26 protein-coding genes, 1 tRNA gene and 1 pseudogene are annotated in these 24,714 nt (G+C 53.4%); 9 read left to right on the forward strand and 19 right to left on the reverse strand.

Going from position 1 to position 24,714, the window contains the following annotated elements; translation table 11 throughout:
* Window positions 1-14 precede the first annotated feature (14 nt).
* From L2Y28_RS17780 to L2Y28_RS17795, 4 genes are all read right to left on the reverse strand, one after another.
* A complete protein-coding gene (locus tag L2Y28_RS17780; RefSeq protein ID WP_022649276.1) occupies window positions 15-626 on the reverse strand; it encodes an outer membrane beta-barrel protein in 612 nt (203 codons plus the stop codon).
* Between the two features lie 100 nt (window positions 627-726).
* Window positions 727-1,356 (reverse strand): winged helix-turn-helix transcriptional regulator, encoded by a 630-nt coding sequence (locus L2Y28_RS17785; RefSeq protein WP_022649277.1) that lies wholly within the window; start codon window positions 1,354-1,356, stop codon window positions 727-729.
* 63 nt (window positions 1,357-1,419) lie between these two features.
* Window positions 1,420-2,595 (reverse strand): OmpP1/FadL family transporter, encoded by a 1,176-nt coding sequence (locus tag L2Y28_RS17790; RefSeq protein WP_022649278.1) that lies wholly within the window; start codon window positions 2,593-2,595, stop codon window positions 1,420-1,422.
* 212 nt (window positions 2,596-2,807) lie between these two features.
* A complete protein-coding gene (locus L2Y28_RS17795; protein ID WP_022649279.1) occupies window positions 2,808-2,951 on the reverse strand; it encodes a hypothetical protein in 144 nt (47 codons plus the stop codon).
* A gap of 186 nt (window positions 2,952-3,137) precedes the next feature.
* Here L2Y28_RS17795 and L2Y28_RS17800 point away from each other — a divergent pair, with 186 nt between their 5' ends.
* Window positions 3,138-3,782: a LysE family translocator gene (locus tag L2Y28_RS17800; protein WP_022649280.1), complete on the forward strand. Its 645-nt coding sequence runs from the start codon at window positions 3,138-3,140 to the stop codon at window positions 3,780-3,782.
* Window positions 3,783-3,803: 21 nt separating this feature from the next.
* On the opposite strand, the gene L2Y28_RS17805 is transcribed toward L2Y28_RS17800, so the two are convergent.
* The 4 genes and pseudogenes from L2Y28_RS17805 to L2Y28_RS17825 form a co-directional block, all read right to left on the reverse strand.
* Window positions 3,804-4,160 (reverse strand): putative T6SS immunity periplasmic lipoprotein, encoded by a 357-nt coding sequence (locus L2Y28_RS17805; protein WP_032622375.1) that lies wholly within the window; start codon window positions 4,158-4,160, stop codon window positions 3,804-3,806.
* A pseudogene (locus L2Y28_RS17810) lies at window positions 4,099-4,326 on the reverse strand (hypothetical protein); the annotation flags it as partial. The pseudogene L2Y28_RS17810 and the gene L2Y28_RS17805, both read right to left, overlap by 62 nt.
* A gap of 172 nt (window positions 4,327-4,498) precedes the next feature.
* The gene (locus L2Y28_RS17820) at window positions 4,499-4,813 is read right to left on the reverse strand and encodes a hypothetical protein (protein WP_022649281.1); all 315 of its coding nucleotides are present in this window, start codon (window positions 4,811-4,813) and stop codon (window positions 4,499-4,501) included.
* 956 nt (window positions 4,814-5,769) lie between these two features.
* Complete coding sequence (locus tag L2Y28_RS17825) at window positions 5,770-6,186, reverse strand: recombinase family protein (protein WP_223862065.1); 417 nt, start codon at window positions 6,184-6,186, stop codon at window positions 5,770-5,772.
* Between the two features lie 240 nt (window positions 6,187-6,426).
* On the opposite strand from L2Y28_RS17825, the gene L2Y28_RS17830 reads away from it, so the two are divergent.
* Window positions 6,427-7,233: a DUF4225 domain-containing protein gene (locus L2Y28_RS17830; protein WP_022649283.1), complete on the forward strand. Its 807-nt coding sequence runs from the start codon at window positions 6,427-6,429 to the stop codon at window positions 7,231-7,233.
* Here the strand turns inward: L2Y28_RS17830 and L2Y28_RS17835 are convergent.
* From L2Y28_RS17835 to actS, 3 genes are all read right to left on the reverse strand, one after another.
* On the reverse strand, window positions 7,230-7,544 hold the full coding sequence (locus L2Y28_RS17835) for a hypothetical protein (protein ID WP_015673660.1): 315 nt from the start codon (window positions 7,542-7,544) through the stop codon (window positions 7,230-7,232). The genes L2Y28_RS17830 and L2Y28_RS17835 overlap by 4 nt on opposite strands.
* Window positions 7,545-8,141: 597 nt before the next feature.
* Window positions 8,142-8,215 (reverse strand) — tRNA-Gly (locus L2Y28_RS17840).
* Between the two features lie 80 nt (window positions 8,216-8,295).
* Window positions 8,296-9,036 (reverse strand): amidase activator ActS, encoded by a 741-nt coding sequence (gene actS, locus L2Y28_RS17845; protein ID WP_022649300.1) that lies wholly within the window; start codon window positions 9,034-9,036, stop codon window positions 8,296-8,298.
* A gap of 163 nt (window positions 9,037-9,199) precedes the next feature.
* On the opposite strand from actS, the gene idi reads away from it, so the two are divergent.
* Entirely contained in the window at window positions 9,200-9,742 is a 543-nt protein-coding gene (gene idi, locus L2Y28_RS17850) for an isopentenyl-diphosphate Delta-isomerase (protein ID WP_022649301.1), read from the forward strand.
* Window positions 9,743-9,790: 48 nt separating this feature from the next.
* Here idi and lysS read toward each other — a convergent pair whose 3' ends face one another.
* The 5 genes from lysS to xerD all read right to left on the reverse strand — a co-directional run bounded on the left by lysS (window position 9,791) and on the right by xerD (window position 15,884).
* On the reverse strand, window positions 9,791-11,308 hold the full coding sequence (lysS, locus tag L2Y28_RS17855) for a lysine--tRNA ligase (protein WP_022649302.1): 1,518 nt from the start codon (window positions 11,306-11,308) through the stop codon (window positions 9,791-9,793).
* 9 nt (window positions 11,309-11,317) lie between these two features.
* Window positions 11,318-12,416, reverse strand: a protein-coding gene (gene prfB / locus L2Y28_RS17860) for a peptide chain release factor 2 (RefSeq protein WP_096147815.1) whose coding sequence is annotated in 2 segments (ribosomal slippage) — window positions 11,318-12,340 and window positions 12,342-12,416 — 1,098 coding nt in all. Because the reading frame shifts where the segments join, the coding sequence is not laid out codon by codon here.
* Window positions 12,417-12,506: 90 nt separating this feature from the next.
* A complete protein-coding gene (recJ, locus tag L2Y28_RS17865) occupies window positions 12,507-14,240 on the reverse strand; it encodes a single-stranded-DNA-specific exonuclease RecJ (RefSeq protein WP_022649303.1) in 1,734 nt (577 codons plus the stop codon).
* 5 nt (window positions 14,241-14,245) lie between these two features.
* The gene (dsbC, locus tag L2Y28_RS17870) at window positions 14,246-14,959 is read right to left on the reverse strand and encodes a bifunctional protein-disulfide isomerase/oxidoreductase DsbC (RefSeq protein WP_022649304.1); all 714 of its coding nucleotides are present in this window, start codon (window positions 14,957-14,959) and stop codon (window positions 14,246-14,248) included.
* Between the two features lie 28 nt (window positions 14,960-14,987).
* The gene (gene xerD / locus L2Y28_RS17875) at window positions 14,988-15,884 is read right to left on the reverse strand and encodes a site-specific tyrosine recombinase XerD (RefSeq protein WP_003863442.1); all 897 of its coding nucleotides are present in this window, start codon (window positions 15,882-15,884) and stop codon (window positions 14,988-14,990) included.
* 101 nt (window positions 15,885-15,985) lie between these two features.
* Between xerD and fldB the strand changes: the two genes are divergently transcribed.
* Entirely contained in the window at window positions 15,986-16,507 is a 522-nt protein-coding gene (fldB, locus tag L2Y28_RS17880; protein ID WP_015571793.1) for a flavodoxin FldB, read from the forward strand.
* 1 nt (window position 16,508) lies between these two features.
* Here fldB and L2Y28_RS17885 read toward each other — a convergent pair whose 3' ends face one another.
* Together L2Y28_RS17885 and sdhE are read right to left on the reverse strand one after the other, a co-directional pair.
* Window positions 16,509-16,919 carry a protein YgfX gene (locus L2Y28_RS17885; protein WP_022649305.1) on the reverse strand — a complete coding sequence of 137 codons (411 nt, stop codon included), beginning with the start codon at window positions 16,917-16,919 and terminating at the stop codon, window positions 16,509-16,511.
* Window positions 16,900-17,166, reverse strand: coding sequence for an FAD assembly factor SdhE (gene sdhE / locus L2Y28_RS17890; RefSeq protein ID WP_003863437.1), 267 nt, complete (start codon window positions 17,164-17,166; stop codon window positions 16,900-16,902). Before sdhE ends, L2Y28_RS17885 begins: the two co-directional genes overlap by 20 nt.
* A gap of 294 nt (window positions 17,167-17,460) precedes the next feature.
* Here sdhE and ygfZ point away from each other — a divergent pair, with 294 nt between their 5' ends.
* Window positions 17,461-18,441 (forward strand): tRNA-modifying protein YgfZ, encoded by a 981-nt coding sequence (ygfZ, locus tag L2Y28_RS17895; protein WP_022649306.1) that lies wholly within the window; start codon window positions 17,461-17,463, stop codon window positions 18,439-18,441.
* Between the two features lie 523 nt (window positions 18,442-18,964).
* On the opposite strand, the gene L2Y28_RS17900 is transcribed toward ygfZ, so the two are convergent.
* Complete coding sequence (locus L2Y28_RS17900) at window positions 18,965-19,624, reverse strand: hemolysin III family protein (protein WP_022649307.1); 660 nt, start codon at window positions 19,622-19,624, stop codon at window positions 18,965-18,967.
* Window positions 19,625-19,890: 266 nt separating this feature from the next.
* Here L2Y28_RS17900 and L2Y28_RS17905 point away from each other — a divergent pair, with 266 nt between their 5' ends.
* The 4 genes from L2Y28_RS17905 (at window position 19,891) to L2Y28_RS17920 (ending at window position 24,714) form a co-directional block, all read left to right on the forward strand.
* Window positions 19,891-20,622, forward strand: a complete 732-nt coding sequence (locus L2Y28_RS17905) for a MurR/RpiR family transcriptional regulator (RefSeq protein ID WP_022649308.1) — start codon at window positions 19,891-19,893, stop codon at window positions 20,620-20,622.
* A gap of 116 nt (window positions 20,623-20,738) precedes the next feature.
* Complete coding sequence (gene bglA / locus L2Y28_RS17910; protein ID WP_022649309.1) at window positions 20,739-22,172, forward strand: 6-phospho-beta-glucosidase BglA; 1,434 nt, start codon at window positions 20,739-20,741, stop codon at window positions 22,170-22,172.
* Window positions 22,173-22,296: 124 nt separating this feature from the next.
* Window positions 22,297-22,656: a hypothetical protein gene (locus L2Y28_RS17915; RefSeq protein ID WP_022649310.1), complete on the forward strand. Its 360-nt coding sequence runs from the start codon at window positions 22,297-22,299 to the stop codon at window positions 22,654-22,656.
* A 48-nt stretch (window positions 22,657-22,704) separates the two neighbouring features.
* Window positions 22,705-24,714, forward strand: a complete 2,010-nt coding sequence (locus L2Y28_RS17920) for a protein-disulfide reductase DsbD (RefSeq protein WP_022649311.1) — start codon at window positions 22,705-22,707, stop codon at window positions 24,712-24,714.

Here is a 24,714-nt window from a genome sequence, read left to right on the forward strand (position 1 = left end):
CCATATCACATGCATCAGTCGTACTGACCAAAGCGATAGCTAAGCCCTGCGGTGACGGAACTCAGGTCGCTGCTCACACCGATCTGGTTTGCATTACCCACATTGCTTACCCACTGATATTCCAGGCGGCCAGCCCAGTTTTTATTGAAGGCGTATTCAGTACCCACAGCTGCAAGCGGGCGCACACCGGTTTCAAAACGATTGTGACCACTTACATCGGATTCAGCGCGATAGCCCATCGCACCGGCACGGCCGTAGATATCCCAGTCATTGGTCAAGGCATAGCTTGCCTTCAGGGACATTTGCAGACCCTGCGTCTTCATTTGCGCCCCTGCGCCATGCTGACCCTTGATCTGCATGTTGCCTAAATAATCATAACCGCCTTCTACCGCAAGCCATGGGGTAATCTGGTAACCCGTATAAACACCCCCACCGACATTATCATGGTCAAAATCGAAGTGGTCGGAATTATTGTTATCAAACGCTTTTGAACCCATATTGGTATCAAAATAGTGTGACCAGCCGAATTTCGCTCCGCCATACCAGGTGCCCGCATCAGCGGCGGCGAACGCGGAAGTGGCGGTAAACGCATTAACCATAATCAAAGCGAGAACTGTCTTTTTCATAAATATACCGTTTACTTAATAAAGATAAAACTTAGAAAGCAAACGATATAGAAAATTAACAGCCTCGTTAATTCCATTTCTGTTTAATTTTAAACTTCCCCTAGAATGATTCAGGTAAGTGTCTGACTTCAAGCAAATACCCACCGCGCTTAAAGGAAATATATTCTCCCTGTTTAAGGGCGGATAATACATTGAGTATACTACTGCGAGAAAGCAGCGTACGATCCTGAATATATTCCAGTATCGTGGTACGCAAACGCGTCTCCTCCGGGAGCAAAATCATTTCCTGAAGGTGGTTACGAATAACGGAATAGGTACGCTGCTGGAGTACCTGCGCATCACGGAATATCAAATAGGCCGTATGGTATGAGAGCAGCGCTGCGACATCCTCCCAGACGCCCTCGGCACGGAATAACTCGGCCGCCTTGTCCGCATCGAGACGTAAAATGGTCGACTCCCTTTCCGCACGGAGAAAATGGCCTTGCGTAGGCTGGATCATCTCAGCAATACCAAACAAATGCGGCTCGTAAACGGTCACGACCACCAGTCCATCCGATGTCCGCAGCAGGGACAGCTCCCCTTCCAGAAAGAGGTACATCTGCTGTTTCCCCTTCCGTAACCAGGTGAGTCGCTTACGTGGAACAACGTGCACTTTCTCCGCTATCGGCTCAAGGATAGCGGTCAGTCGTTCGATGGATTTTTCGGGTCGAACAGGCGGTAAAATATGCATGGTACAACCTTCTGACATTCAGTATCTGCCATTATAGACCATATATTTTAAGCGGTTAGGCGATCAAAACTGATAGCTGTAGTTGACGCTGGCAAACCAAAGATAAGGATGGTCGTAACTTCCGGCAAACGCCACCGGCGATTTCACATGCGACGACTGCATATGAAGATACGACACGGCAATACCAATATTGCTGGCCGGGGTGATTTGATACTGGGCTCCCGTACCAAATCGCCACTCATCGCCGGTAGGTAAGGTTAAGGCCACATCGCTCTGGCTTTCATACGGCGAGCTATCGAACGCCACACCGGCATTCAGTCGCCACTGAGGCGTTGGACGATACTGCACGCCCACCGCACCGTGCCACGTGTCCTTCAGGCGGCTGACGTTGTTAAGCTGCTGGTCCCCGACGACGATTTGCGGCGCGCCGAACTGGCTCCAGTCCTGCCAGCCGAGATCGCCCATAACCGACCACTGCGGGTTAATGTCATGCACAAGGCTGAGCATAATTTGCTGCGGCGCGCTGATTTGTGCTGACACCGGCAGGTCGTAGGTGCCGTTCTGAAGACGCGCGTTGCCGTCAATATTGAAGCTGTAGTCCGTTTCGCTGTTCCAGGTAATACCAGCTCGGGTCTGGTCAGTTAGCTGCATCAGCAGCCCAAGCCGATAGCTCATGGCCAGGTCTTCATCGCGTCGCCGATAGTCATCATCATTAACGCTGCGAGTCAGCGAGAAGTAACCGTAGTTAACGTTGGCGGACGCGCCAATCGAAAGATGGTCGTTAAGCTTATAGGCCAGCGAGGGGCTGAGCGTCATGGCTACCATGGTACTCTTTTTAATCAGTCTGTCGCCCGCCCAGCTGCCGTAGTCGATCCCCAGGCCGTAATTACCGTAAAGCCCGACCCCGGCATAAAGATCATCGTTTATCTTCTGACTATAAAAGGCGCTGGCATTCGGGATGGTTTTCATCACATCGCCGGGGCTTTGATGGGCATCGTTATCCAGCTGGTTGTCGATGGAGCCATCCATAACCTGTAACCCACCTGTGACAATATGATCCGGTAAGCGCGTCATGCCAGCCGGGTTGGTCATAATTGTAGAGGCATCCTGCGCACGAGCCGCCTGCCCTGCTCCGGCAAGCGCGGTATCTTCGGTGCCAGCTTCATAAAAATAGAGGGCGCTGGCATGGGCACTGGAGGCAGCTAATAAGCCAGCGCACAGGAGGAGTCGTGTTTTCATCTGCGATCCGGGAAATAAAAAATTTGCCGACAGATATAACAGGGGCGATTGATTACGTAAAAAGAAAGAGGGTTTAATTTTAAATTATGCGCGCGCGTAATTATATTTATGACACTCCAGCGACAGCCGGAACAAAGGCACCGTGATTCTGCATGCACCGGGAGAGGAATTGCTTACAATGCCGTTTGTACTCGTTCGGCTTAAGACAAGCGTTACTCACTACTGGGATCGCCCTTATCCTCTCGCATGGATTCGATAAACTCCCGTTGCTCCGGTGTGAGTTCAAGCTCATCCAGCAGGCGTTCTAACTCTTCTTCAGGCGATTCCTTTTGATTCTTTCTCTTCCCGCTAGCCATACTCACCCTTGAGTTATTAGGATTAATCTCAGGGTATCCAGGGTACAGGAAATGTGCAACTTAGCGTGTTATGCCATGAGTGATTCATTGTTTAGCAAAAGCAGACTAAAAGCATATAAAATCACCCTTTACGCATAAAAATTCAGTGTTAGCATGGAGGTACATAATTTTTTTCTGGAGATGGCTATGCTGGACATAACTCATTTTGGGCTTTTCGCCCTATCTGTATTTCTCCTTTCCGTTACACCTGGGCCTGATATAGCCTACGTGGTAGGTCAAAGCGTGGTTAATGGAAGACGCGCGGGAATTATCTCTGCCGCTGGTGTAGCATTAGGTAGTTGCACACATGCAATTGCAAGCGCTGTGGGTTTAACCGCGTTGATAACAGCATCTCCGATGATGTTCACCATCATTAAGTCTCTCGGTGCGGCTTATCTGGTGTATCTCGGTAGTAAGATGATTTGGGGAACGCTGACAAAGCAAACCACGAATCACAACGAAGCTGAACGCGTTACGGCAAAAGCGACTCTGACGAGTCTACTTACTAAAGGTTTCATAACTACCTTAACCAACCCGAAGGTACTGTTATTCTTCATCTCCTTTTTCCCTCAATTCGTTGCGCCTGGAAGCGAGCACCAGACAGCTTCTTTTCTACTCCTGGGAATGACCTACGCATTGATCGCTTTTATGACTGATTTAACGTTCGCCGTACTTGCAGGTAGTGCAGCCGGAACCGTTTCGCAAAATAGAAGGTTGCAGAAAATACTGGATAGAATTGTTGGTGTAACATTCATTGGATTAGGGCTCAGGTTGGCGTTTACACGCCGTTAAGAATATGGGGCGTTCAGCCCCTTATTCTTTGGGATAAGAAAATACAGCAGTGACTAAATGTGACCCTGATTTATCAGATTGGACGTCATACGCGAAGTAATACCGCTCTCCAGGTGTAAACTTAAATCCGAACACAGGAAGACACCCGCCCTTTTGAACATACACGGGCTTGTCATCAAAAATCTTGTGAAGAGAGTCGCTATTATCACTGTTAATTTGGATAGCAGTGATCCGTTCCTGTGGCTCCAGTGGTGACACGACACAAACTTGATTATCTTTGATTAATGCCGTTGAAGATTCACGATCTACCATTCGATCACCAGGCCCAGGGCATCCCGTTAAGATGAACACAACACCCAGCAACATTTTGTACTTCATGTTTAACGCCCCTGTACATCCCCATGCACCCAGGCCTTTGATAATAAGACCACTTACTAATCCCATAAACCAGCAGTAACCAGTAATCAGCTAAAATAGAGGCTTGCTGTTCAAGAGAGTAATCAGTGAGCTTTTCTTTATCCAGCCTGTAGGTATATTCAGCAGCCAAGTAGGACTTGATCGAAAACTGGAGCCTGGAGATTATTCCGCTGGTTTTCACACGATTACTATCGCAATGTCAGCACAATAAGCACTCTTAAGATAACAATGAAGATTATCGGTTATGGCGTTAAAGCAAAAGTGATTTTCGACCTGTTAACAGCAGAAAATGGAACCCGTTAATCCTTTGTATTTTTTCGATAACGCCAGGATTTATAGGAAATTACCGGCGGCTGTGCGAAGGACATAATGGCAACCCCAAAGATCATCGCCAGCCCCCATGCAGCTGCTCTATCAGGTGAGCTGAAGACGAAAAGTAGCAGTAGGGTAAAGGTACACACAGCCACCACTCCCGCCAGGGTAACAAATCGTCTAGCGAGGTCATTTATGGCCTCTCCAGGCGTTCCTCCATATTTTTCAATATTGCTTTTTATCTTCTGCAATTCGGGCTGCGTAAACCCTGAACGTAACAAAGCCTCATCAGTCACTTTCATATCGTCTCGTCCCTTATCTCCCAAAAGTGTTTTTCCAATCGCTGATTATGCAAGCAATCATAATGATGAACTTTACAGCAATCCAGCCGAAACTTTTCGGCAGATTCCATCTCCACTTTCTTATTATTTGGGTGATGCAAGGACATTACGACAATGGTTGGTTTCGCTTTGCGAAAGTCAGAAGTACTTTGTATTGATTAACACTTAGTATTGATTCATGTACAAACTTTGCTAAAACCTCCCTACCCTCTGACAGAGGAAAGCCACTTACCTTCCTTCAGTGGTTTATGTCGGAATTTTTGACATGGTTTGATATGTCCGCGTCATGCTTCAATGGCACAATCAACGGCAACACCTGAGGCGGTCCAGACACCTGATCCGCTCCGAGTATTGATTATCCCCCCCCGCTTTCATCTGAAAGTATCGACCATTCTCCGCGCTGGCTGAAGATTGGCAATCCTATACTGGTTTTCTGTAAAAATTAGGTGGATGATCTTTGCCACTGGCTATCCTGCGAACAAAATAGATTAAATGCACCTCAAATAGCCTATAATCCGTAGTTAATCATGCTGAAGTGGTCACTGAACGTACAAAACACAAGTCTGTACCTATGGGCGTTATAGTGTGGTGCATGCAGCAAAGCCAGTAATGGCGCGGCCCAGGCAGAACTACCATCTGTGGCGCAGCTAAACACAATCACCGATCCGCCCTTCTATACAGATAAATAATTTTCGTACAAAAACAACGAAAAACCCTCCATTTCTGGGCCTGTGAGAGCCTCTCAGCGGGACGCTGTGATATGGGTCTGACAGTTTACAATTGTGTGGGGATGACGAGCTGTAGAGCTTCTGGTGGAGCATACGGAGCTATTGGTGGTGGTGCTCGCGCTGGTGTGGATTTCAGGCAATAAAAAACCCCGCCGGAGCGAGGTCAAAGTGGGGATGTTTTAGAATTGTTCAGGCTTCGGCCTTAATGTTCATGACTGTTCTGGTGCTGACGTTGTGGCTTTCTGCGATTGCACGAATGGTTTTACCTGCTGCGAGTTCTGCTTTAATGGCTTCACGATCAATAGAGCGACCTTTGCCCCGTCCGGTGATCCTGCCTGCGGCTTTTGCTGCTTCGTAACCTTCACGCTGGCGCTCCAGCATCGTTTCACGTTCCATCTGTGCAACTGCTGCCAGTACGGTCAGCATCATATTACCTGCTGGAGAGTTCTTCCCGGTCTTAAAATCCTCTTTGTGGAACTGAACAACTACACCCCGTTCTGTTAACCGCTCAACCATTGCCAGCAAGTCAGCAGTGTTACGGCAAAGGCACAGGAAGACAGCGTTTCGCCTGTTGTAATAAAGCGAGGCAAATTGCAACGCAAGCAAAGTAGTGTAACGCAGTGATAACACCAGGATATTTCATGCAGATTCAGTGAAATTATTAGGCGGCTAATCGATCCACTCAGCGGATCTATAATAGAGCCGGGGATATTTTAAGCAGGAGGATGTAAACTGGGAGGATAAAGAGACGGGACACCTACGGGGGCGGGTTGTGAAAGTATTTCCTGTTGTCTTCGACCTTATTGCACGTAAAATGACCAGACACATTTTGGAAAGGAGTCTTTAATGGATATTGCGTTGCTTAACAGGGGCTGGAACAGAACATGGTCAGATACCATGGTGAATCTGGAGGCCCGGAAACTAGTCGAAACAGCAAACCGGCTGTCAGCATTCTATTTGCAAGATGGTCTTACACGTATCAAGTTTGTCGAAGAGATAAAACAGGTTGTAGATAAAGAATTTGAAACTGCACGACGGGCCAAAACCGATGAAGAATGCATTGCATGCATCAAAAATCTGCGTGCCGAAACGGATAATCTACACGAACAAGAACGCCTGTTAAGAACCAGAGCCGCACAGCTTTACGCGGAGGTCGAATTTGTCAGGGAAAACAATAAAATCGTCGGATACGTGATTTCGGCAATCCATATAGTGGTATCTGGAGCAGCATTATTTGGTGGGATGGTTATGATGTCCACTATGACCCCTGTTGGAGTTCTTGCAGGAGCAGTTTTATTTGTTGATGGTATTAACGGTATAACAAAAGAAGCAAGCCATCTTCGCTATGGTGAACAATCCAAATCGGAAGGAATTTTTGCTGATGGCGCAATGGAGACCGCGCAATTTATGGGGTTTAGCCCAAAAAGTGGATTAGCTCTTTATAATACGGTGACTCTAGGGGCGAGTGTCTATAGTATCTTCGGCTTAGCAAGGAAACCCGGAGCTTGGCGATTATTCCGTTGGCTGCCGCGTGATTACTACCGAAAAGTTGACACAATGAGCAAGCCTAAGCTAACGATGAAAATCGCTGGATATGGTGTCAAAGCGAAAGTCATTTTTGATCTTCTGGCTACTGATAACAGTACTAATTAAGATTTGTTCGCTCTACAGAATCGCCAAGATTTATAAGCAAGTACAGGCGGTTGTATAAAAATTGCAACCGCTGCGCCACAAGAAAGGCCAATAGCACCAGAGAAAACACTCTGCTCAGATGCGAACATCACAAGAAAAATGAATACAGCAAGGCAACCGGATACAACCCACACGGCAAGAATAAATCGCCTAGCCAGGTCCCTGATTGCATTCCCCAACGTTCCACCATAGCTTTCAACGTTGTTCTTTATCTTCTTCAAATCCGATGGTGTAAAGCCAGAACTCAACAAAGCCTCATCAGTAACATCCATATTGTCCTCTCCGCATTTCTTAACTGGCAATGGCACACATAATCATAGTGATGAACTTTACAGTAATCCACATGATGTTTGTGCAATGTATCAGCTTTCAGACAATAGAAGCCATAAAGCCCCGTTAGTGGTAGAAGCAACAAGCGGAGCATAGCGACTGCAACAGGCCAACCTAGTTGGTTTCGCTTTGCGAAAGTCACCAGTGACCAAATCAGATTGTCAGGGGTATCACACCTTATCAGGGTGCTCGTGTACCTTTCGGAGCGTGAGCAAAGCGCTGGCAGAGCCGGATCTGTAGCTACCGGGGCATTACCACTATTCACCTGTTTACGTGGCTCATAGGGCCACACATCGGGCTTAAATGCGTGTGTTCAATCTGTTCGGGAGTTATGCCAGGTATGCGGCTTTTTGTTCGTTGTTGTACTATCGCGGTAAGAACCTGGAACCACCGCCAGCGTGGATGATATGTTCCCTTGTACCACAGACCTATCACGCGACAGGTACGGGTATAGAACAGTGGGTAGTTTTAGTTGTACCTGCTAAAGCAGAGCAACGTAACTAACTGATGAAATATAACTTCTTGATTTATGAGGAGACTGGAGCGGGCGAAGGGAATCGAACCCTCGTATAGAGCTTGGGAAGCTCTCGTTCTACCATTGAACTACGCCCGCTTTGAGGTGCGTAAGGCATTATAGACCTTACGCCTCTTCATACAAGCCTTTACCCCACTAAGTGGCGATTAAATAATCACTTAGCACTTCGGTTTACTGCCCTGCGCCGGAAGATAACGCTGCGGATCGATGGCAGTGGCCTTATAGCGAATCTGGAAATGCAGCTTCACCGTATCCGTCCCGGTACTGCCCATGGTCGCAATCTTCTGCCCCGCCTTCACGTTCTGGCCATTATTCACCAACATCGTGTCGTTATGCGCATATGCCGTAATGTAGTCCTCACCATGCTTAATCATGATCAGGTTACCGTATCCACGAAGCTGGTTACCGACATAGACCACCTTTCCGGCCCCTGAAGCGTAAACCGGCGTGCCGCGTGCGGCAGCGATATCAATTCCTTTATTGCCCCCTTCCGAGAGCGAGTAGGGCGCAACCACTTTTCCGCTTGCAGGCCAGATCCAGCAGCGCTGACCGACCGGCGGCCAGGATGATTTAGGCACCTGATAGGATGGCGTCACTTTGGCTGTTTTACGCGTTGAGGACTTTTTCCCTGAGGAGGAACCGCCGTTAACCTTGAGCTTTTGCCCTATCTCAATGGTATACGGTGGAGAGATATTATTCAGGCGCGCCAGCTCCTTCACGCTGGTCCCCGTGGCACGTGAGATGCGGTAGAGCGTGTCCCCGCGCTTAACGGTATAGACGGCACCGGAATAACTGCCCATATCCGAAGATTTACTCCCCGAGCATCCTGCTATAAGTAGCGTCAGCGTCAGGCAGAAAATGGCAATGATCGGGTTTCTCGTCAGGCTTCCTGCAAACAAAACAGCTCCTCGGTCAGCGTGAATGGCGCACTATGATAGCAGCCCAAACTGATGCGGGTCATGCCCTTTTCCGCTCTGTGGGCCAAACCGTTCGCATAAGAATGCAGTATAATAATTCCGCTGATGGTGCTGAACCATTAAGCATTATGGCACTGGAGCATCAATGAGTATTCAAGAACACGTTATTTTGGTAAATGACCAGGGAAAGGTGATTGGCACTCAGGAGAAGTACGCCGCGCACACGTCACACACCCCGCTACACCTGGCCTTCTCTTCATGGCTGTTTAACGCTAACGGAGAATGTCTGATTACCCGGCGCGCCTTAAGTAAAAAAGCCTGGCCCGGCGTGTGGACCAACTCCGTTTGCGGACATCCACAGGCCGACGAAGCGACAGAGCAGGCGATTATACGCCGCTGCCGCTTTGAAGTCGGCGCCGAAATCACCGACATCACCCCCGTTGCCCCGGCGTTCCGCTACCGTGAAGCCGACCCTTCAGGGATCGTTGAAAACGAGATCTGCCCGGTCTATGCCGCCCGCGTAACGAATACCCTCGCAATCAATAGCGACGAAGTGATGGAGTATCAGTGGGTGGAGCTGGACGCGCTCTTCCGCGCGCTGGACGCCACACCGTGGGCATTTAGTCCCTGGATGGTGCAGGAAGCGAACACTGCGCGCGAAAAACTCAGCGCTTTTGCGGCGCAATAAAAAAGCCCCGGCGATAAACGCACGGGGCTTTTTTTACGTCTTAACGGCTTATTTCACCGGACGCATCGCCGGGAACAGGATCACGTCGCGGATGGTGTGGCTGTTGGTGAACAGCATCACCATACGGTCGATACCAATACCCAGGCCAGCCGTCGGCGGCAGGCCGTGTTCCAGCGCGGTTACGTAGTCTTCGTCGAAGAACATCGCTTCATCGTCGCCTGCCGCTTTCGCGTTAACCTGATCCTGGAAACGCTGCGCCTGATCTTCTGCATCGTTCAGCTCGCTAAAGCCGTTACCGATTTCGCGGCCACCGATGAAGAATTCGAAGCGGTCAGTGATTTCCGGGTTCTCGTCATTACGACGCGCCAGCGGAGACACTTCCGCCGGGTATTCGGTGATGAAGGTCGGCTGAATCAGGTGCGCTTCGGCCACTTCTTCGAAGATCTCGGTCACGATACGGCCCAGACCCCAGCTCTTCTCAACCTTAATACCGATGCTTTCAGCGATCGCTTTCGCAGAGTCGAAGTTATCCAGATCCGCCATATTGGTTTCCGGACGGTATTTCTTGATCGCTTCGCGCATGGTCAGTTTTTCGAACGGCTTGCCGAAGTCGAACACTTCTTCACCGTAAGGGACCTGCGTGGTGCCCAGAATATCCTGCGCCAGGGTACGGAACAGGGATTCGGTCAGCTCGATCAGATCTTTGTAATCCGCATACGCCATATAAAGTTCCATCATGGTGAACTCTGGGTTATGACGTACGGAGATGCCTTCGTTACGGAAGTTACGGTTGATCTCGAACACGCGGTCGAAACCACCGACCACCAGACGCTTCAGGTACAGTTCCGGCGCGATACGCAGGTACATGTCCAGGTCCAGGGCGTTGTGATGGGTGATGAACGGACGGGCAGAGGCACCGCCTGGGATCACCTGCATCATCGGGGTTTCTACTTCCATAAAGTCGCGGTTAACCATGAACTGGCGAATACCGGCCATGATCTGGGAGCGAATTTTGAAGGTCTTACGGGATTCATCATTAGAGATGAGATCCAGGTAGCGCTGACGATAGCGCGCTTCCTGATCCTGCAAACCGTGGAACTTGTCCGGCAGCGGGCGCAGGGCTTTGGTCAGCAGACGCAGCTCGGTGCAGTGGATAGACAGTTCACCGGTCTTGGTTTTGAACAGTTTACCTTTAGCGCCCAGGATGTCGCCCAGGTCCCACTTCTTGAACTGCTCGTTATAGATGCCTTCCGGCAGGTCGTCACGAGAGACATACAGCTGAATGCGGCCGCCAACGTCCTGTAAGGTCACGAAGGAGGCTTTACCCATGATACGACGGGTCATCATGCGGCCCGCCACGGACACTTCAACGTTCAGCGCTTCAAGCTCTTCGTTCTCTTTACCGTCGAAGTCTGCGTGCAGTTGGTCTGAGGTGTGGTCACGACGAAAATCGTTCGGGAACGGCACGCCCTGCTCGCGCAGCGCTGCCAGCTTCTCGCGGCGGGTTTTCAGTTCGTTGTTAAGATCGACTACCGCGTCAGCGCCCTGTGATTGTTGTTCAGACATGTTGGTTCCTCATAACCCTGCTTTCAAACTTGCTTCGATAAATTGATCCAGGCTGCCGTCCAGCACCGCCTGCGTGTTACGGGTTTCAACCCCGGTACGCAGGTCTTTGATGCGGGAGTCATCAAGGACGTAAGAACGGATCTGGCTGCCCCAGCCGATGTCGGACTTGTTGTCTTCCATCGCCTGCTTCTCAGCATTTTTCTTCTGCATCTCCAGCTCATAAAGCTTCGCTTTCATCTGCTTCATGGCCTGGTCTTTGTTCTTATGCTGGGAACGATCGTTCTGGCACTGTGTTACCAGCCCGGTTGGAATGTGGGTAATACGCACCGCAGATTCCGTACGGTTAACGTGCTGACCGCCCGCGCCGGATGCGCGGTAAACGTCGATACGCAGGTCCGCCGGGTTGATGTCGATATCGATATCCTCATCCACTTCCGGGTAGACAAACGCGGAGCTGAAGGAGGTGTGGCGACGGCCACCGGAATCGAACGGGCTCTTACGCACCAGGCGGTGAACGCCGGTTTCAGTACGCAGCCAGCCGTAGGCGTAATCGCCAATAATCTTGATGGTGACGGATTTAATACCCGCCACTTCACCTTCGGACTCTTCGATAATCTCGGTTTTGAAACCGCGCGCTTCTGCCCAGCGCAGATACATACGCATCAGCATGCTGGCCCAGTCCTGCGCTTCGGTACCGCCAGAGCCTGCCTGAATATCGAGATAGCAGTCAGCGCTATCGTATTCGCCGGAGAACATGCGACGGAATTCCAGCTGCGCCAGCTTCTCTTCCAGCACGTCGAGCTCTGCCACGGCTTCGTTAAAGGTTTCTTCGTCGTCGGCTTCGACAGCCAGCTCCAGCAGCCCAGAAACATCTTCCAGACCCTGCGCCATTTGATCCAGCGTATCTACGATGGCTTCGAGGGAGGAACGTTCTTTACCCAGCGCCTGCGCGCGTTCAGGTTCGTTCCAGACGTCCGGCTGTTCCAGCTCGGCGTTTACTTCTTCGAGACGCTCTTTCTTGGCATCGTAGTCAAAGATACCCCCTAAGAACGTCAGAGCGCTCCGTGAGGTCCTGAATGCGGTTTTTTACCGGATTAATTTCAAACATGGTCTGTTTTCTTTTATGAGCTTGTCAAAATGCGGTGATAAGAGCGGGATTGTACCGAATCCACGCCCTTTTTTATAGAGATTACTGACGCTAAATTGGCCAGATATTGTCGATGATGATCTGAAGGGTGCGGTTACCGCGGAACTCGTTAATATCCAGCTTATAGGCCAGCTCAACCTCGCGCACGCCGTTGTCCGGCCAGATGGAGGTATCAACGTTAAAGGCGATGCCGTCGAGCAGCGGCCCGCCGCCGACCGGTTCCACCATCACTTTGAGATGGCGTTCGCCCACGATGCGCTGTTGCAGCAAACGAAAACGTCCGTCGAAAAGCGGCTCCGGGAACATCTGCCCCCACGGGCCAGCATCGCGCAGCATCTGCGCCACCTCCATGGTCATTTCAGCCGGAGAAAGCTCGCCGTCAGAAACCACTTCACCCTGCAACAGAGACGGATCGATCCACTCGGTGACCAGTTCGCCAAACAGACGCTGGAACTCGTCGAACTTCGCCTCTTCCAGCGACAGGCCTGCCGCCATCGCGTGGCCGCCGAACTTAATCATCAGGTTCGGATGAAGCGTGTCGAGACGCTCCAGCGCATCGCGCATATGCAGCCCCTGAATGGAACGACCGGAGCCTTTCAGCGTGCCGTCCCCGGCGGGGGCGAACGCGATCACCGGGCGGTGGAAACGCTCTTTAATGCGCGACGCCAGAATGCCCACCACGCCCTGGTGCCATTCGGGGTGATACATCGCCAGCCCACCCGGCAGGTTATCGCCGCTGCGCTCCAGTTTTTCGCACAGGGTCAGCGCTTCGGCCTGCATCCCCTGCTCAATCTCTTTACGGGTCTGGTTGAGTGCGTCCAGCTCACTGGCCAGCACGCGCGCTTCGCCGATGTTGTCGCACAGGAGCAGCGCAACGCCAACCGACATATCGTCCAGCCGCCCCGCCGCGTTCAGGCGCGGGCCGAGGGCAAAACCCAAATCGCTTGCCGCAAGCTTCAGCGGATCGCGGTTGGCAATTTCCAGCAGCGCCTTGATCCCCGGACGGCATTTGCCCGCCCGAATGCGGCTCAAGCCCTGCCAGGTGAGAATACGGTTATTGGTATCGAGCGGCACCACGTCCGCCACGGTTCCCAGCGCCACCAGATCGAGATACTCCGCAAGATTCGGCACGGCAATCCCGCGCGATTCGAACCAGCCCTTATCACGCAGCAACGTGCGTAACGCCAGCATCAGATAAAACGCCACCCCTACTCCGGCCAGCGATTTCGACGGGAAATCGCAGTCGCGCAGGTTCGGGTTAATGATGGCTTCGGCGTCTGGCAGGGTTTCTCCTGGCAGGTGGTGATCGGTGACCAGTACCGGGATCCCCAGCGCATGGGCATGATCGACCCCCGCATGAGAAGAGATCCCGTTATCCACGGTCATGATCATCTGTGCACCACGGGCATGGGCCTGATCGACCACTTCCGGGCTGAGGCCGTAGCCGTCTTCAAACCGGTTCGGCACCAGGTAAGCCACGTTATCGCAGCCCAGCGCACGCAGGCTGAGTACGCTCAGCGCGGTACTGGTTGCGCCGTCGGCATCGAAATCGCCCACCACGACAATCCGCGTCCCGTCACGGAACGCGTCGTAGAGCATTTCAGTCGCTTTTTCGATGCCACTCAGCGCTTGCCAGGGCAGCATGCCTTTAACGCTGCGCTCAAGATCGCTTGCCGTACGCACGCCACGGCTGGCGTACAACCGCTTTAACAGCAGCGGAAGCGTATCTGGTAAATCCGCGGTTTCAACCGCATCGCGGCGGCGCAGTTTTATCGGGGCTTTCACGCGAATTATTTACCACCCGTCTGTTTCTGGTGTTCGTCGAGGAACGCTTTCATCTCTTTTGGCCCCTGGTAGCCCGGCACCACATAGCCGTTGCTCAGCACAATGGCTGGCGTACCGCTCACGCCAAACTGTACGCCCAGCGCGTAGTGGTTAGCGATGTCGATATCGCAGGAGGCGGGCTTCACGCCTTTACCGTTCATCGCGTCATCAAAGGCCTTGTTGCGGTCTTTCGCACACCAGATCGCTTTCATATCCTGCTCAGGCTGACTCTGCACGCCAGCGCGTGGGAAGGCCAGGTAACGCACGGTAATGCCCAGCGCGTTGTAGTCTTTCATCTCTTCATGCAGCTTGTGGCAGTAGCCGCAGGTGATGTCGGTGAAGACGGTAATGACGTGCTTTTCCTGCGCCGCTTTGTAGACAATCATCTCTTTTTCGAGCGCATTCAGGTTTTTCATCAGTAGCTGGTTGGTGACGTTCACCGGCTGCGCACCGCTCACGTCGTACATTGGCCCCTGAATGATGTGCTTTCCGTCTTCGGTCACGTACAGCACGCCGCTGTTGGTCAGCACCGTTTTCATGCCAGCCACCGGCGCTGGCTGGATCTCGCTGCTGGCGACGCCGAGTTTCGTCAGAGACTGTTTAATGGCGGCATCATCCGCATGGGCAAAACCGGAAACCGAAGCTGCCAGCAGGGTGAACAGCGCTAAAGACTTTTTCATATATGATCCTGTAACAATTCGTCGGCACTCACGCGCGAGGGTGGTGCTGTTGGTGTAGCTGCCGCAGGCGTTCCGTCGCGACATGGGTGTATATTTGCGTCGTTGAAAGATCGCTGTGTCCAAGCAACATCTGCACCACGCGTAAATCCGCGCCGTGGTTTAACAGATGCGTCGCGAAGGCGTGACGCAAAACGTGCGGCGACAGCTTCTCACTGTCAATACCCGCCAGTGTGGCGTAATGTTTAATGCGATGCCAGAACGTTTGTCGCGTCATCTGCTGCGCGCGCTGGCTCGGGAATAATACATCTATGGAGACGCCGTTCAGCAGCCACGGACGCCCGTGTTCCAGATACGTCTCCAGCCAGTAGACCGCCTCTTCACCCAGCGGCACCAGCCGTTCTTTGTTCCCTTTACCGATAACGCGCACCACGCCCTGACGCAGGCTGATATCGCTCATCGTCAGGCCCACCAGCTCGGAAACGCGCAAGCCCGTGGCATACAATAGTTCAAGCATGGCTTTATCGCGTAACTCCAGCGGAAGGTCAACTGCGGGCGACTGTAATAATCTCTCAACTTGCGCTTCGCTGAGATCTTTTGGCAGCCGCTGAGGCAGTTTAGGCGATGCCAGCAGTGCGCTGGGATCATCCGCGCGGATCTTCTCGCGGTAAAGGTGCTGGAACAGGCGGCGCATGGCGCTCAGCAGACGTGCGGAGCTGGTGGCTTTGTACCCCCCTTCCATCCGCTCAGCCAGTAACCCTTGCAGGTCATCGCTTTGTGCGCTTTCAAGCGTCAGACCCCGGTGCGCCAGCCACTCGACCAGCAGAGTGAGATCCCGACGATAGGCGCTAAGCGTATTTTCAGCGAGGTTTTTCTCCAGCCACAGCGCGTCGAGAAACTGTTCGATGAGTGCGAGATCCTTTTCCACATCAACCCCTATGGTTCTGCAATCTGGCCATTATGCCTGATTGCCATCGGTTTCTGGTACACTACGCGCAAAGTCATAGCAAGAATTGAGATAGTTACGCGATGAATATTGGTCTGTTCTATGGTTCCAGCACCTGCTACACCGAAATGGCGGCGGAGAAAATTCGCGACATTATTGGCCCGGAACTGGTGACGTTGCATAACCTGAAAGATGACGCGGTTGCCTTGATGGAGCAGTACGATGTGCTGATTCTGGGTATCCCTACCTGGGACTTTGGTGAGATTCAGGAAGACTGGGAAGCCATCTGGGATCAGCTCGATTCAGTCAATTTTGAAGGCAAAATCATTGCGATGTACGGCATGGGCGACCAGTTGGGCTACGGGGAGTGGTTCCTTGACGCACTCGGCATGCTGCACGACAAACTGGCGCCAAAGGGCGCGACCTTTATCGGCTACTGGCCTACGGAAGGCTATGAGTTCACCAGTCAAAAACCGATTATTGCCGACGGTCAGCTGTTTGTCGGGCTCGCGCTGGATGAAACCAACCAGTACGATCTTAGCGACGAGCGCCTCCAGAGCTGGTGCGAGCAGATTCTGGGTGAGATGGCCGAGCAGTTCAGCTGATTTACTCCTGCGTCGGCTGTTGCACGATCAACCGGCGCAGATCTCGCCACTCCGCAGGATCCATACTGTCTGCTGCCAGCCACAGGTGCTGGCGACGATTGTCCTCGACCCGACGCAGCCGTAGCATCATCCCGGTGTTGAGCATCCACGGCGTCCCTATCATTTCCCACTCTTTTCCCTGCCAGCGCAGGCGAGAATCCATCAGCAGCTTAATTTCACCCTGACGGGCGTTAATTCGACGCTGGCTGCGCACGCTGTCAAACACTACAAACGACAGCAAAAGCAGCCACAGAGGGGTATAGCTTAGCGGCCACGGCACCAATAACACCATTGCCGCGACCAGACCGTGGAGCAGTAAGGACATCCACTGTGAGCGCCACGAGACGCGAAGATCAGATTGCCACAGGACCACGTTCCTGATTCCGTGTTTGAATTAATTGCACCATCCGTTGCAACTCGGTGTCGGCGGGCTTGCCGTGATTCATCAGCCAGTTGAATAAATCCGGATCGTCGGACTCAAGCAGACGGACAAACAGGCGCTTATCGTCATCGCTTAAGCTGTCGTACTCATACTCGAAGAAAGGCATGATGGAGATATCAAGTTCACGCATGCCGCGACGGCACGCCCAGTGAATACGGGCCTTGTTGTTAATATCCATGTTCTGTTTCCTGCATTACGTTTGGCACAGTCGGTATCCCGTTCGGTATTCATTATTGCTCTTCGGGAACACCTGCTAGTGTAACGTGTTTTTGACCGTTTCTTTACTGGAATATTGCGAACCTCAAGCAGGCTTCCTGAATAATCCTTATAAAGACAGCGGATTACACTATTTTGCGTAGCGCCACGCATAACCGCGTAATGGCACGAATGGCCTGCTGAAAGCGCTTGCATTGAATACAGTCTCTTTTACCATTAGGTATTATCAAAGCGTTAAGCAATTCAGGACATCACTATGGCATTTACACCATTTTCTCCTCGCCAGCCCGCCGCCTCTGCGCGTCTGCCGCTGACGCTGATTACTCTTGATGACTGGGCACTGGCGACACTGACCGGTGCGGACAGCGAAAAATACCTGCAAGGCCAGGTCACGGCGGACGTGGCGCAGTTGACTGAGCACCAGCATCTGCTGGCCGCGCATTGCGATCCAAAAGGAAAAATGTGGAGCAACCTGCGTCTGTTCCGCCGTCAGGACGGATTCGCCTTCATTGAGCGTCGCAGCCTGCGTGACGCCCAGCTTAAAGAGCTGAAAAAATACGCGGTCTTTTCTAAAGTCACCATCGCCCCGGACGATGAACACGTTCTGCTGGGGGTAGCGGGTTTCCAGGCGCGTGCAGCACTGAAAAACCTGTTTGCCGAGCTGCCGGATGCTGAAAAACAGCTGGTCAGCGAGGGAGCGACCTCCATTCTGTGGTTCGAACACCCGGCGGAGCGCTTCCTGCTGGTAACCGACGAAGCAACGGCGGAACGCGTCACTGACGCCCTGCGCGGTGAAGCACAGCTCAACAACAGCCAGCAGTGGCTGGCGCTGAACATCGAAGCGGGCCTGCCGGTTATTGACGCGGCAAACAGCGCGCAGTTTATCCCGCAGGCGACAAACATCCAGGCGCTGGGTGGTATCAGCTTTAAGAAGGGCTGCTACACCGGACAGGAAATGGTGGCGCGTGCGAAATTCCGCGGCGCGAACAAACGTGCCCTGTGGACGCTGGCTGGTCACGCCAGCCGTGTGCCGGAAGCGGGTGAAGATCTCGAGATGAAGATGGGCGAAAACTGGCGCCGTACCGGCACCGTGTTAGCCGCCGTCCAGCTCGATGATGGCCGCCTGCTGGTGCAGGTTGTCATGAATAATGATATGGAGCCCGACAGCGTGTTCCGCGTGCGGGACGATGCAAACACGCTCAGCATTGAGCCGCTGCCGTATTCACTGGAAGATTGATGCTGTATCGCCCGGTGTTGATATTCACCCTCTCCCTGTGGGCTGAGGGTTCCCCACAAATTAATGCGAGCACTGAGCAATCCCCTCGCCCCTCCGGGGAGAGGGTTAGGGTGAGGGGAACATACGGCGGTGGTGGTCATTCCGTTCACTTTATGTTCCTTGCTACTCTGTAACGACATGACCGGTGAGCGTGCCAGGGTGGCTCAGTCGCCACCACCCTGGCGACCCGGGCTCCCGGCGGTAAATCGCCGCTTCGCGGTGCCCTCGGCTCATTCCTTCCGGCTTATCGGGTACGGGCGGAGGCAACGTCCCTGTAAAGCCGCCCTCTCGGCGCATCCCTGCGCCTCGCCCCGGCCGGAAGGCAAACGCCTCAGCGATTTACAGCCGGACCAGGGCATCGCTGACAGCCCTCAGTCATTTAGAAAGCAACTTTATTGCTTCTGCATAAAAAAATTACTGGGGAACCCTCAGCCCTGTGGGAGAGGGTCGGGGTGAGGGCATCAGACCGCACCTTACAAAAAAACTACACCTGACCAACATACAGATAAATTGCCAGAAAGTGGCACACGCTGCCGCCCAGCACAAAGCCGTGCCAGATGGCATGGTTGTACGGGATACGCTTGCAGACGTAGAAAATCACGCCCAGCGAGTAGATCACTCCGCCCACCGCCAGAAGCGTCACGCCCCCCACCGCCAGCTTAATGGCTAACTGATACACCACAATCAGCGACAGCCAGCCCATTGTCAGATAGGTGACCAGCGACAACACTTTGAACCGGTGCGCGATGGTCAGCTTGAACAGGATCCCCAGCAGCGCCAGGCTCCAGATCACAATCATCAGGCCACGCGACAGCGGTGAGTTGAGCCCCACCAGCAAAAATGGCGTGTAAGTGCCTGCAATGAGAAGATAGATTGCGCAGTGGTCAAATTTCTTGAGCCATATCTTCGCCCGTTGATGCGGAATAGCGTGATACAGCGTTGAGGCAAGGAAAAGCAGGATCATACTCCCGCCATACAGGCTGTAGCTGGTAATGGCCATCGCGCTGGCGTTGGTATCTACCGCCTGCACCAACAGCAATACTAAGCCGACAATCCCAAACACCAGGCCAATGCCATGGCTTATACTGTTGGCTACTTCCTCAGCCAGCGAATATCCCTGTGCGATTAATGGTCTGCTCACCATACTTAACTCCGGGAAAACAAAAGATGATTATTCATCGCCAGTCTATGCTAACTGAGAATGATTCCAGTGAACACCTGTTAGCTAAAATAAATCCGTAATCAATATTTATCCTTACAAATCAGTATAATGCAAAATAAATCCACCGCACAGATGTAAATAATTTCATTAACATCTGAGTAATCAAGGAGATAAATCCGTCTCTCACCCTTCGTCATCATGGTATGCTTCAGGGATAGTGTCCGACAGCGAGTTTAGCCATTGTGAGTATGTTCAGCCATTCCGCCATTGCCAGCCTCAACAATCTGGAAATGATGGTCTACAACTATGTCATTAAGAACCGTGACAAAGTGATGTACATGACCATCCGCGAGCTGGCGGATGCGGCGGGAGTCTCTACCACTACTATCCTGCGCTTCTGCCGAAAGCTCAACTGCGAAGGCTACTCGGAATTTCGGGTGCGCTTTAAACTCTATCTGGAGCAGAACGAGCCGCAGCAGGCGAATTTTGGTGCCAGTGAAATTATCAGCTTCTTTAAAAGCGTAAATAACGAAGAGTTCGATGCGTTATTAGATAAAGCCGTCGATATTATTTTATCATCTGAACGAATTATTTTTGTTGGCGCAGGCACGTCCGGATCGCTGGCAAAATATGGCGCACGTTTCTTTTCAAATATCGGGAAATTCAGCAACCATATCGACGATCCTTATTTCCCGGTCACTAACGATATGGCTAAAAATGCACTGGCCATTGTACTTTCCGTCTCCGGAGAAACCGAGGAAATCCTGCGCTTCGCCAGCCAGTTCAGCCTGCATCGCTGCAAGGTGCTCTCTGTCACCAGCCACGAACATTCTCGTCTCGCGAAACTGGCGGACTTTAATCTCTCCTGGCATGTCCCCCAAACGCGCATAGGCGGCGTTTACGATATAACCACCCAAATTCCCGTCATCTATATTCTGGAATCATTAGGCCGGAAACTGGCGAAGAAATTAACAGAATAAAACATCCTGTTTTTTTGATGTGACAAATTACAATTTCCGCAAAATGTTATATCGTGACATTTATTTCCGCTTTGCTAGACTCGAAATCATTAAGTCCTGAATTGAGAATAGCAAAGATGAAAAAACTCACTTTACCGAAAGATTTTTTATGGGGCGGCGCGGTGGCGGCGCACCAGGTTGAAGGCGGCTGGAACAAAGGCGGCAAAGGTCCAAGCATTTGCGACGTGCTCACCGGCGGCGCACACGGCGTTCCGCGTGAAATCACGCAGGAAGTGATTGAAGGCAAATATTACCCGAACCACGAAGCCGTCGACTTTTACGGCCATTACAAAGAAGACATCAAGCTGTTTGCCGAGATGGGTTTCAAATGTTTCCGTACCTCAATCGCCTGGACGCGCATCTTCCCGAAAGGCGACGAAACTCAGCCAAACGAAGAGGGGCTGAAGTTTTACGACGACATGTTCGATGAACTGCTGAAGTACAACATCGAGCCGGTGATCACCCTCTCCCACTTTGAAATGCCGCTGCACCTCGTTCAGGAATACGGCGGATGGACCAACCGTAAAGTAGTCGATTTCTTTGTCCGCTTCTCGGAAGTGGTATTTGAGCGCTACAAAAATAAGGTCAAATACTGGATGACCTTCAACGAAATCAACAACCAGCGCAACTGGCGTGCGCCGCTGTTCGGCTACTGCTGCTCTGGCGTGGTCTATACCGAGCACGACAACCCGGAAGAGACCATGTACCAGGTGCTGCACCACCAGTTCGTGGCCAGCGCGCTGGCGGTGAAAGCCGCCCGCCGCATTAACCCGGAGATGAAAGTCGGCTGCATGCTGGCGATGGTGGCGCTCTATCCATACTCCTGCAAGCCAGAAGATGTGATGTTTGCTCAGGAATCCATGCGCGAGCGCTACGTCTTTACCGACGTACAGCTGCGCGGCTACTACCCGTCTTACGTGCTGAACGAGTGGGAACGCCGTGGCTTCTCCATCAAAATGGAAGCAGGCGACGAGCAGATCCTGCGTGAAGGCACCTGCGATTACTTAGGTTTCAGCTACTACATGACCAACGCGGTCAAAGCGGAAGGCGGCACCGGTGACGCCATTTCCGGCTTCGAGGGCAGCGTGCCGAACCCACACGTCAAGGCGTCCGACTGGGGCTGGCAGATTGACCCTGTGGGCCTGCGTTATTCACTGTGTGAACTGTACGAACGCTACCAGAAGCCGCTGTTTATCGTGGAAAATGGTTTCGGCGCCTACGACAAGGTGGAAGAGGACGGCAGCATCAACGATGACTACCGCATCGACTACCTGCGCGCCCATGTGGAAGAGATGATGAAGGCGGTGACCTGGGACGGTGTGGATCTGATGGGCTACACCCCGTGGGGCTGCATCGACTGCGTCTCCTTCACCACCGGCCAGTACAGCAAGCGCTACGGCTTTATCTACGTCAACAAGCACGACGACGGCACCGGTGACATGTCCCGCTCCCGTAAGAAGAGCTTTGAGTGGTATAAAACCGTCATTGCCAGCAACGGCGAAACGCTGTAATGGCTTGCCCTCTCTGCAAGCGGAGAGGGCAAACTGCTTATCTTCCAGACACTTCTTTACAGCTTTTGCGTTGCCAAAATATGTTCGCCCGATAATATAGGCATCCTGAATATTTGAGGCGAACATGATTAAGCGACAACGCAACGCTATCCTGCTTGTAGCCCTGGCCTGCCTGGTGGTACTGATATGTACCGCCCAGCGGATGGCCGGGATGCACGCGCTTGTCATGAACGTCACCGCCACGAGCCAGTCTGTTCAGCAGGGGCAGGAGAGTGCCGACGCACCGGTAACCCCGTGTGAGCTAAGCGCCAAGTCGCTGATGTCGGTCCCGCCTGTTTTGTTTGAAGGCGCCCTGATTGCCGTCACCCTGCTGCTTGCGTTGCTGGCAGCCAGTCCACCGCGCCGCGAACGGCAGTGGCCTCCCCGCGTTATCTCCCCGCCCCGGTTAAGGGTGCATCTGCGATTATGCGTCTTCCGTGAATGAGCCTTCGCCTGTTACTTCAGGTTAATTCATCATTTACGGAGAAAATTTATGTTTACTGTATTCAGGCGACTGCTGGTCTGCCTGCTTTGGCTATGGCTGCCCCTCAGCCAGGCTGCCGACAGCGGCTTGCTGCGCGCCGCCGATAATCAGCACGCCAGCGTCAGGCTGCGTGCGCAACCTGAAAGCACTGGCGAAACCCGCCTGCTGCTGGACGTCACCCTGCAAAAAGGCTGGAAAACCTACTGGCGCTCGCCGGGCGAAGGCGGCGTCGCACCCGCGATTAAATGGCATCAGCCCGTCGAGGCGATCTGGCGCTGGCCTGTGCCGCAGCGTTTCGACGTCGCGGGCATCACCACGCAGGGCTATCACGGCGATGTCAGCTTTCCCCTCACTCTGCGGGGCGACGTCCCGACGATCCTGAGCGGCGTGCTGACGCTCTCCACCTGTAGCAACGTCTGTATTCTTACCGACTACCCGTTTTCGCTGAACATGACCGCATCCGCAGGCGCCGGTTTTGATTACGATTTCAGTCGGGCCATGGGCACCCTTCCGCTCAGCGGCGGGTTGACCTCAACGCTTAACGCCACCTATGCCCCCGGCAAGCTGACCGTAACGGCGCAGCGTGACGCAGGCTGGCAGGCGCCGTCGCTGTTTATCGACGGTATGGATGATGTTGATTTCGGCAAACCGGCCCTCACCGTGCGCGGTGATTCGCTGGTCGCCACCGTGCCCGTGACGGACAGCTGGGGCGAGGCCGCGCCCAACCTCAGCGGCAAAACCCTGTCACTGGTTCTGGCCGATAGCGGGCAGGCGCAGGAGTCCAGCCTGAGCATTCAGCCGGGGAACGCCGCGCCGACGCTCCCGTTAGGCTGGGTGCTGCTGATGGCGCTGGCTGGTGGCCTGATCCTCAACGTTATGCCCTGCGTGCTGCCGGTGCTGGCCATGAAGCTGGGCACGCTGATGCAAACCGAACGGCAGGCGCGCGGTCAGGTGCGCAGGCAGTTTCTTGCATCGGTAGCCGGGATCGTGATCTCGTTCCTCGCACTGGCGCTGATGATGACGGTATTACGTTTAGGCAATCAGGCGCTCGGCTGGGGGATCCAGTTCCAGAACCCGTGGTTTATTGCCGCGATGGCGCTGGTAATGGTGCTCTTCAGCGCCAGCCTGCTGGGGTTGTTTGAAATCCGTCTCCCTTCCGGCGCCAGCACCTTCCTCGCCACGCGCGGCGGCAACGGGCTTGCGGGTCATTTCTGGCAAGGCGCGTTTGCCACGCTGCTGGCGACACCCTGCACCGCGCCGTTCCTGGGGACGGCGGTCTCGGTCGCGCTGGCGGCACCGCTTCCCCTGCTGTGGGGGATCTTCCTGGCGATGGGTATCGGCATGAGCCTGCCGTGGCTGCTGGTGGCGGCCTGGCCGGGGCTGGCCCAGCGGTTGCCGCGTCCGGGGCGCTGGATGAACGTTGTACGCGTAGTGCTGGGGATGATGATGCTCGGCTCATCGCTGTGGCTGCTGAGCCTGCTGACGGTGCACATTGGCAGCCTGCCGGTCATTACGCTGGGCGTGCTACTGATCCTTGCGCTGCTGCTGGTCACCGCCTGGCGCTACCGCTGGCAAACGGCACTGCGCGCCGGGGTATTAGCTGTACTGGTGGCCGGGGTAGTCGCGTTTGTTTCCGGCTCCGGCGGCGAGGGCTCCCGCCGCGATCGTATTCACTGGCAGCCGCTCAGCGAGCAGGCCATTGTCCGCGCGCTGGCGGAGAACAAACGGGTGTTCGTCGACGTGACCGCCGACTGGTGCGTGACCTGTAAAGCCAATAAATACAACGTACTGCTGCGCGACGACGTGCAGGTCGCGCTCTCCGCCCCGGACGTTGTCGCCCTGCGCGGCGACTGGAGCCGCCCCTCAGATACCATCAGCCAGTTTTTAACCACGCGCGGCAGCGCCGCCGTGCCGTTTAACCAGATCTACGGACCGGGATTACCGCAGGGTCACGTGCTGCCTGCGTTGTTAAGCCGCGAAGCGGTGCTGAGCACCCTGTCCGATGCAAAAGGAAAATAA

The sequence above is a fragment of the Enterobacter sp. JH25 genome, from assembly GCF_021725435.1.
In the GTDB taxonomy this organism is placed as follows: domain Bacteria; phylum Pseudomonadota; class Gammaproteobacteria; order Enterobacterales; family Enterobacteriaceae; genus Enterobacter; species Enterobacter intestinihominis.

Coding starts and splice junctions, on each gene's coding strand:
- L2Y28_RS17780 (WP_022649276.1), bottom strand. CDS start 626: ATGAAAAAGACAGTTCTCGCTTTGATTATGGTTAATGCGTTTACCGCC.
- L2Y28_RS17785 (WP_022649277.1), bottom strand. CDS start 1,356: ATGCATATTTTACCGCCTGTTCGACCCGAAAAATCCATCGAACGACTG.
- L2Y28_RS17790 (WP_022649278.1), bottom strand. CDS start 2,595: ATGAAAACACGACTCCTCCTGTGCGCTGGCTTATTAGCTGCCTCCAGT.
- L2Y28_RS17795 (WP_022649279.1), bottom strand. CDS start 2,951: ATGGCTAGCGGGAAGAGAAAGAATCAAAAGGAATCGCCTGAAGAAGAG.
- L2Y28_RS17800 (WP_022649280.1), top strand. CDS start 3,138: ATGCTGGACATAACTCATTTTGGGCTTTTCGCCCTATCTGTATTTCTC.
- L2Y28_RS17805 (WP_032622375.1), bottom strand. CDS start 4,160: ATGAAGTACAAAATGTTGCTGGGTGTTGTGTTCATCTTAACGGGATGC.
- L2Y28_RS17820 (WP_022649281.1), bottom strand. CDS start 4,813: ATGAAAGTGACTGATGAGGCTTTGTTACGTTCAGGGTTTACGCAGCCC.
- L2Y28_RS17830 (WP_022649283.1), top strand. CDS start 6,427: ATGGATATTGCGTTGCTTAACAGGGGCTGGAACAGAACATGGTCAGAT.
- L2Y28_RS17835 (WP_015673660.1), bottom strand. CDS start 7,544: ATGGATGTTACTGATGAGGCTTTGTTGAGTTCTGGCTTTACACCATCG.
- idi (WP_022649301.1), top strand. CDS start 9,200: ATGAGTATTCAAGAACACGTTATTTTGGTAAATGACCAGGGAAAGGTG.
- lysS (WP_022649302.1), bottom strand. CDS start 11,308: ATGTCTGAACAACAATCACAGGGCGCTGACGCGGTAGTCGATCTTAAC.
- dsbC (WP_022649304.1), bottom strand. CDS start 14,959: ATGAAAAAGTCTTTAGCGCTGTTCACCCTGCTGGCAGCTTCGGTTTCC.
- fldB (WP_015571793.1), top strand. CDS start 15,986: ATGAATATTGGTCTGTTCTATGGTTCCAGCACCTGCTACACCGAAATG.
- sdhE (WP_003863437.1), bottom strand. CDS start 17,166: ATGGATATTAACAACAAGGCCCGTATTCACTGGGCGTGCCGTCGCGGC.
- ygfZ (WP_022649306.1), top strand. CDS start 17,461: ATGGCATTTACACCATTTTCTCCTCGCCAGCCCGCCGCCTCTGCGCGT.
- L2Y28_RS17900 (WP_022649307.1), bottom strand. CDS start 19,624: ATGGTGAGCAGACCATTAATCGCACAGGGATATTCGCTGGCTGAGGAA.
- L2Y28_RS17905 (WP_022649308.1), top strand. CDS start 19,891: ATGTTCAGCCATTCCGCCATTGCCAGCCTCAACAATCTGGAAATGATG.
- bglA (WP_022649309.1), top strand. CDS start 20,739: ATGAAAAAACTCACTTTACCGAAAGATTTTTTATGGGGCGGCGCGGTG.
- L2Y28_RS17915 (WP_022649310.1), top strand. CDS start 22,297: ATGATTAAGCGACAACGCAACGCTATCCTGCTTGTAGCCCTGGCCTGC.
- L2Y28_RS17920 (WP_022649311.1), top strand. CDS start 22,705: ATGTTTACTGTATTCAGGCGACTGCTGGTCTGCCTGCTTTGGCTATGG.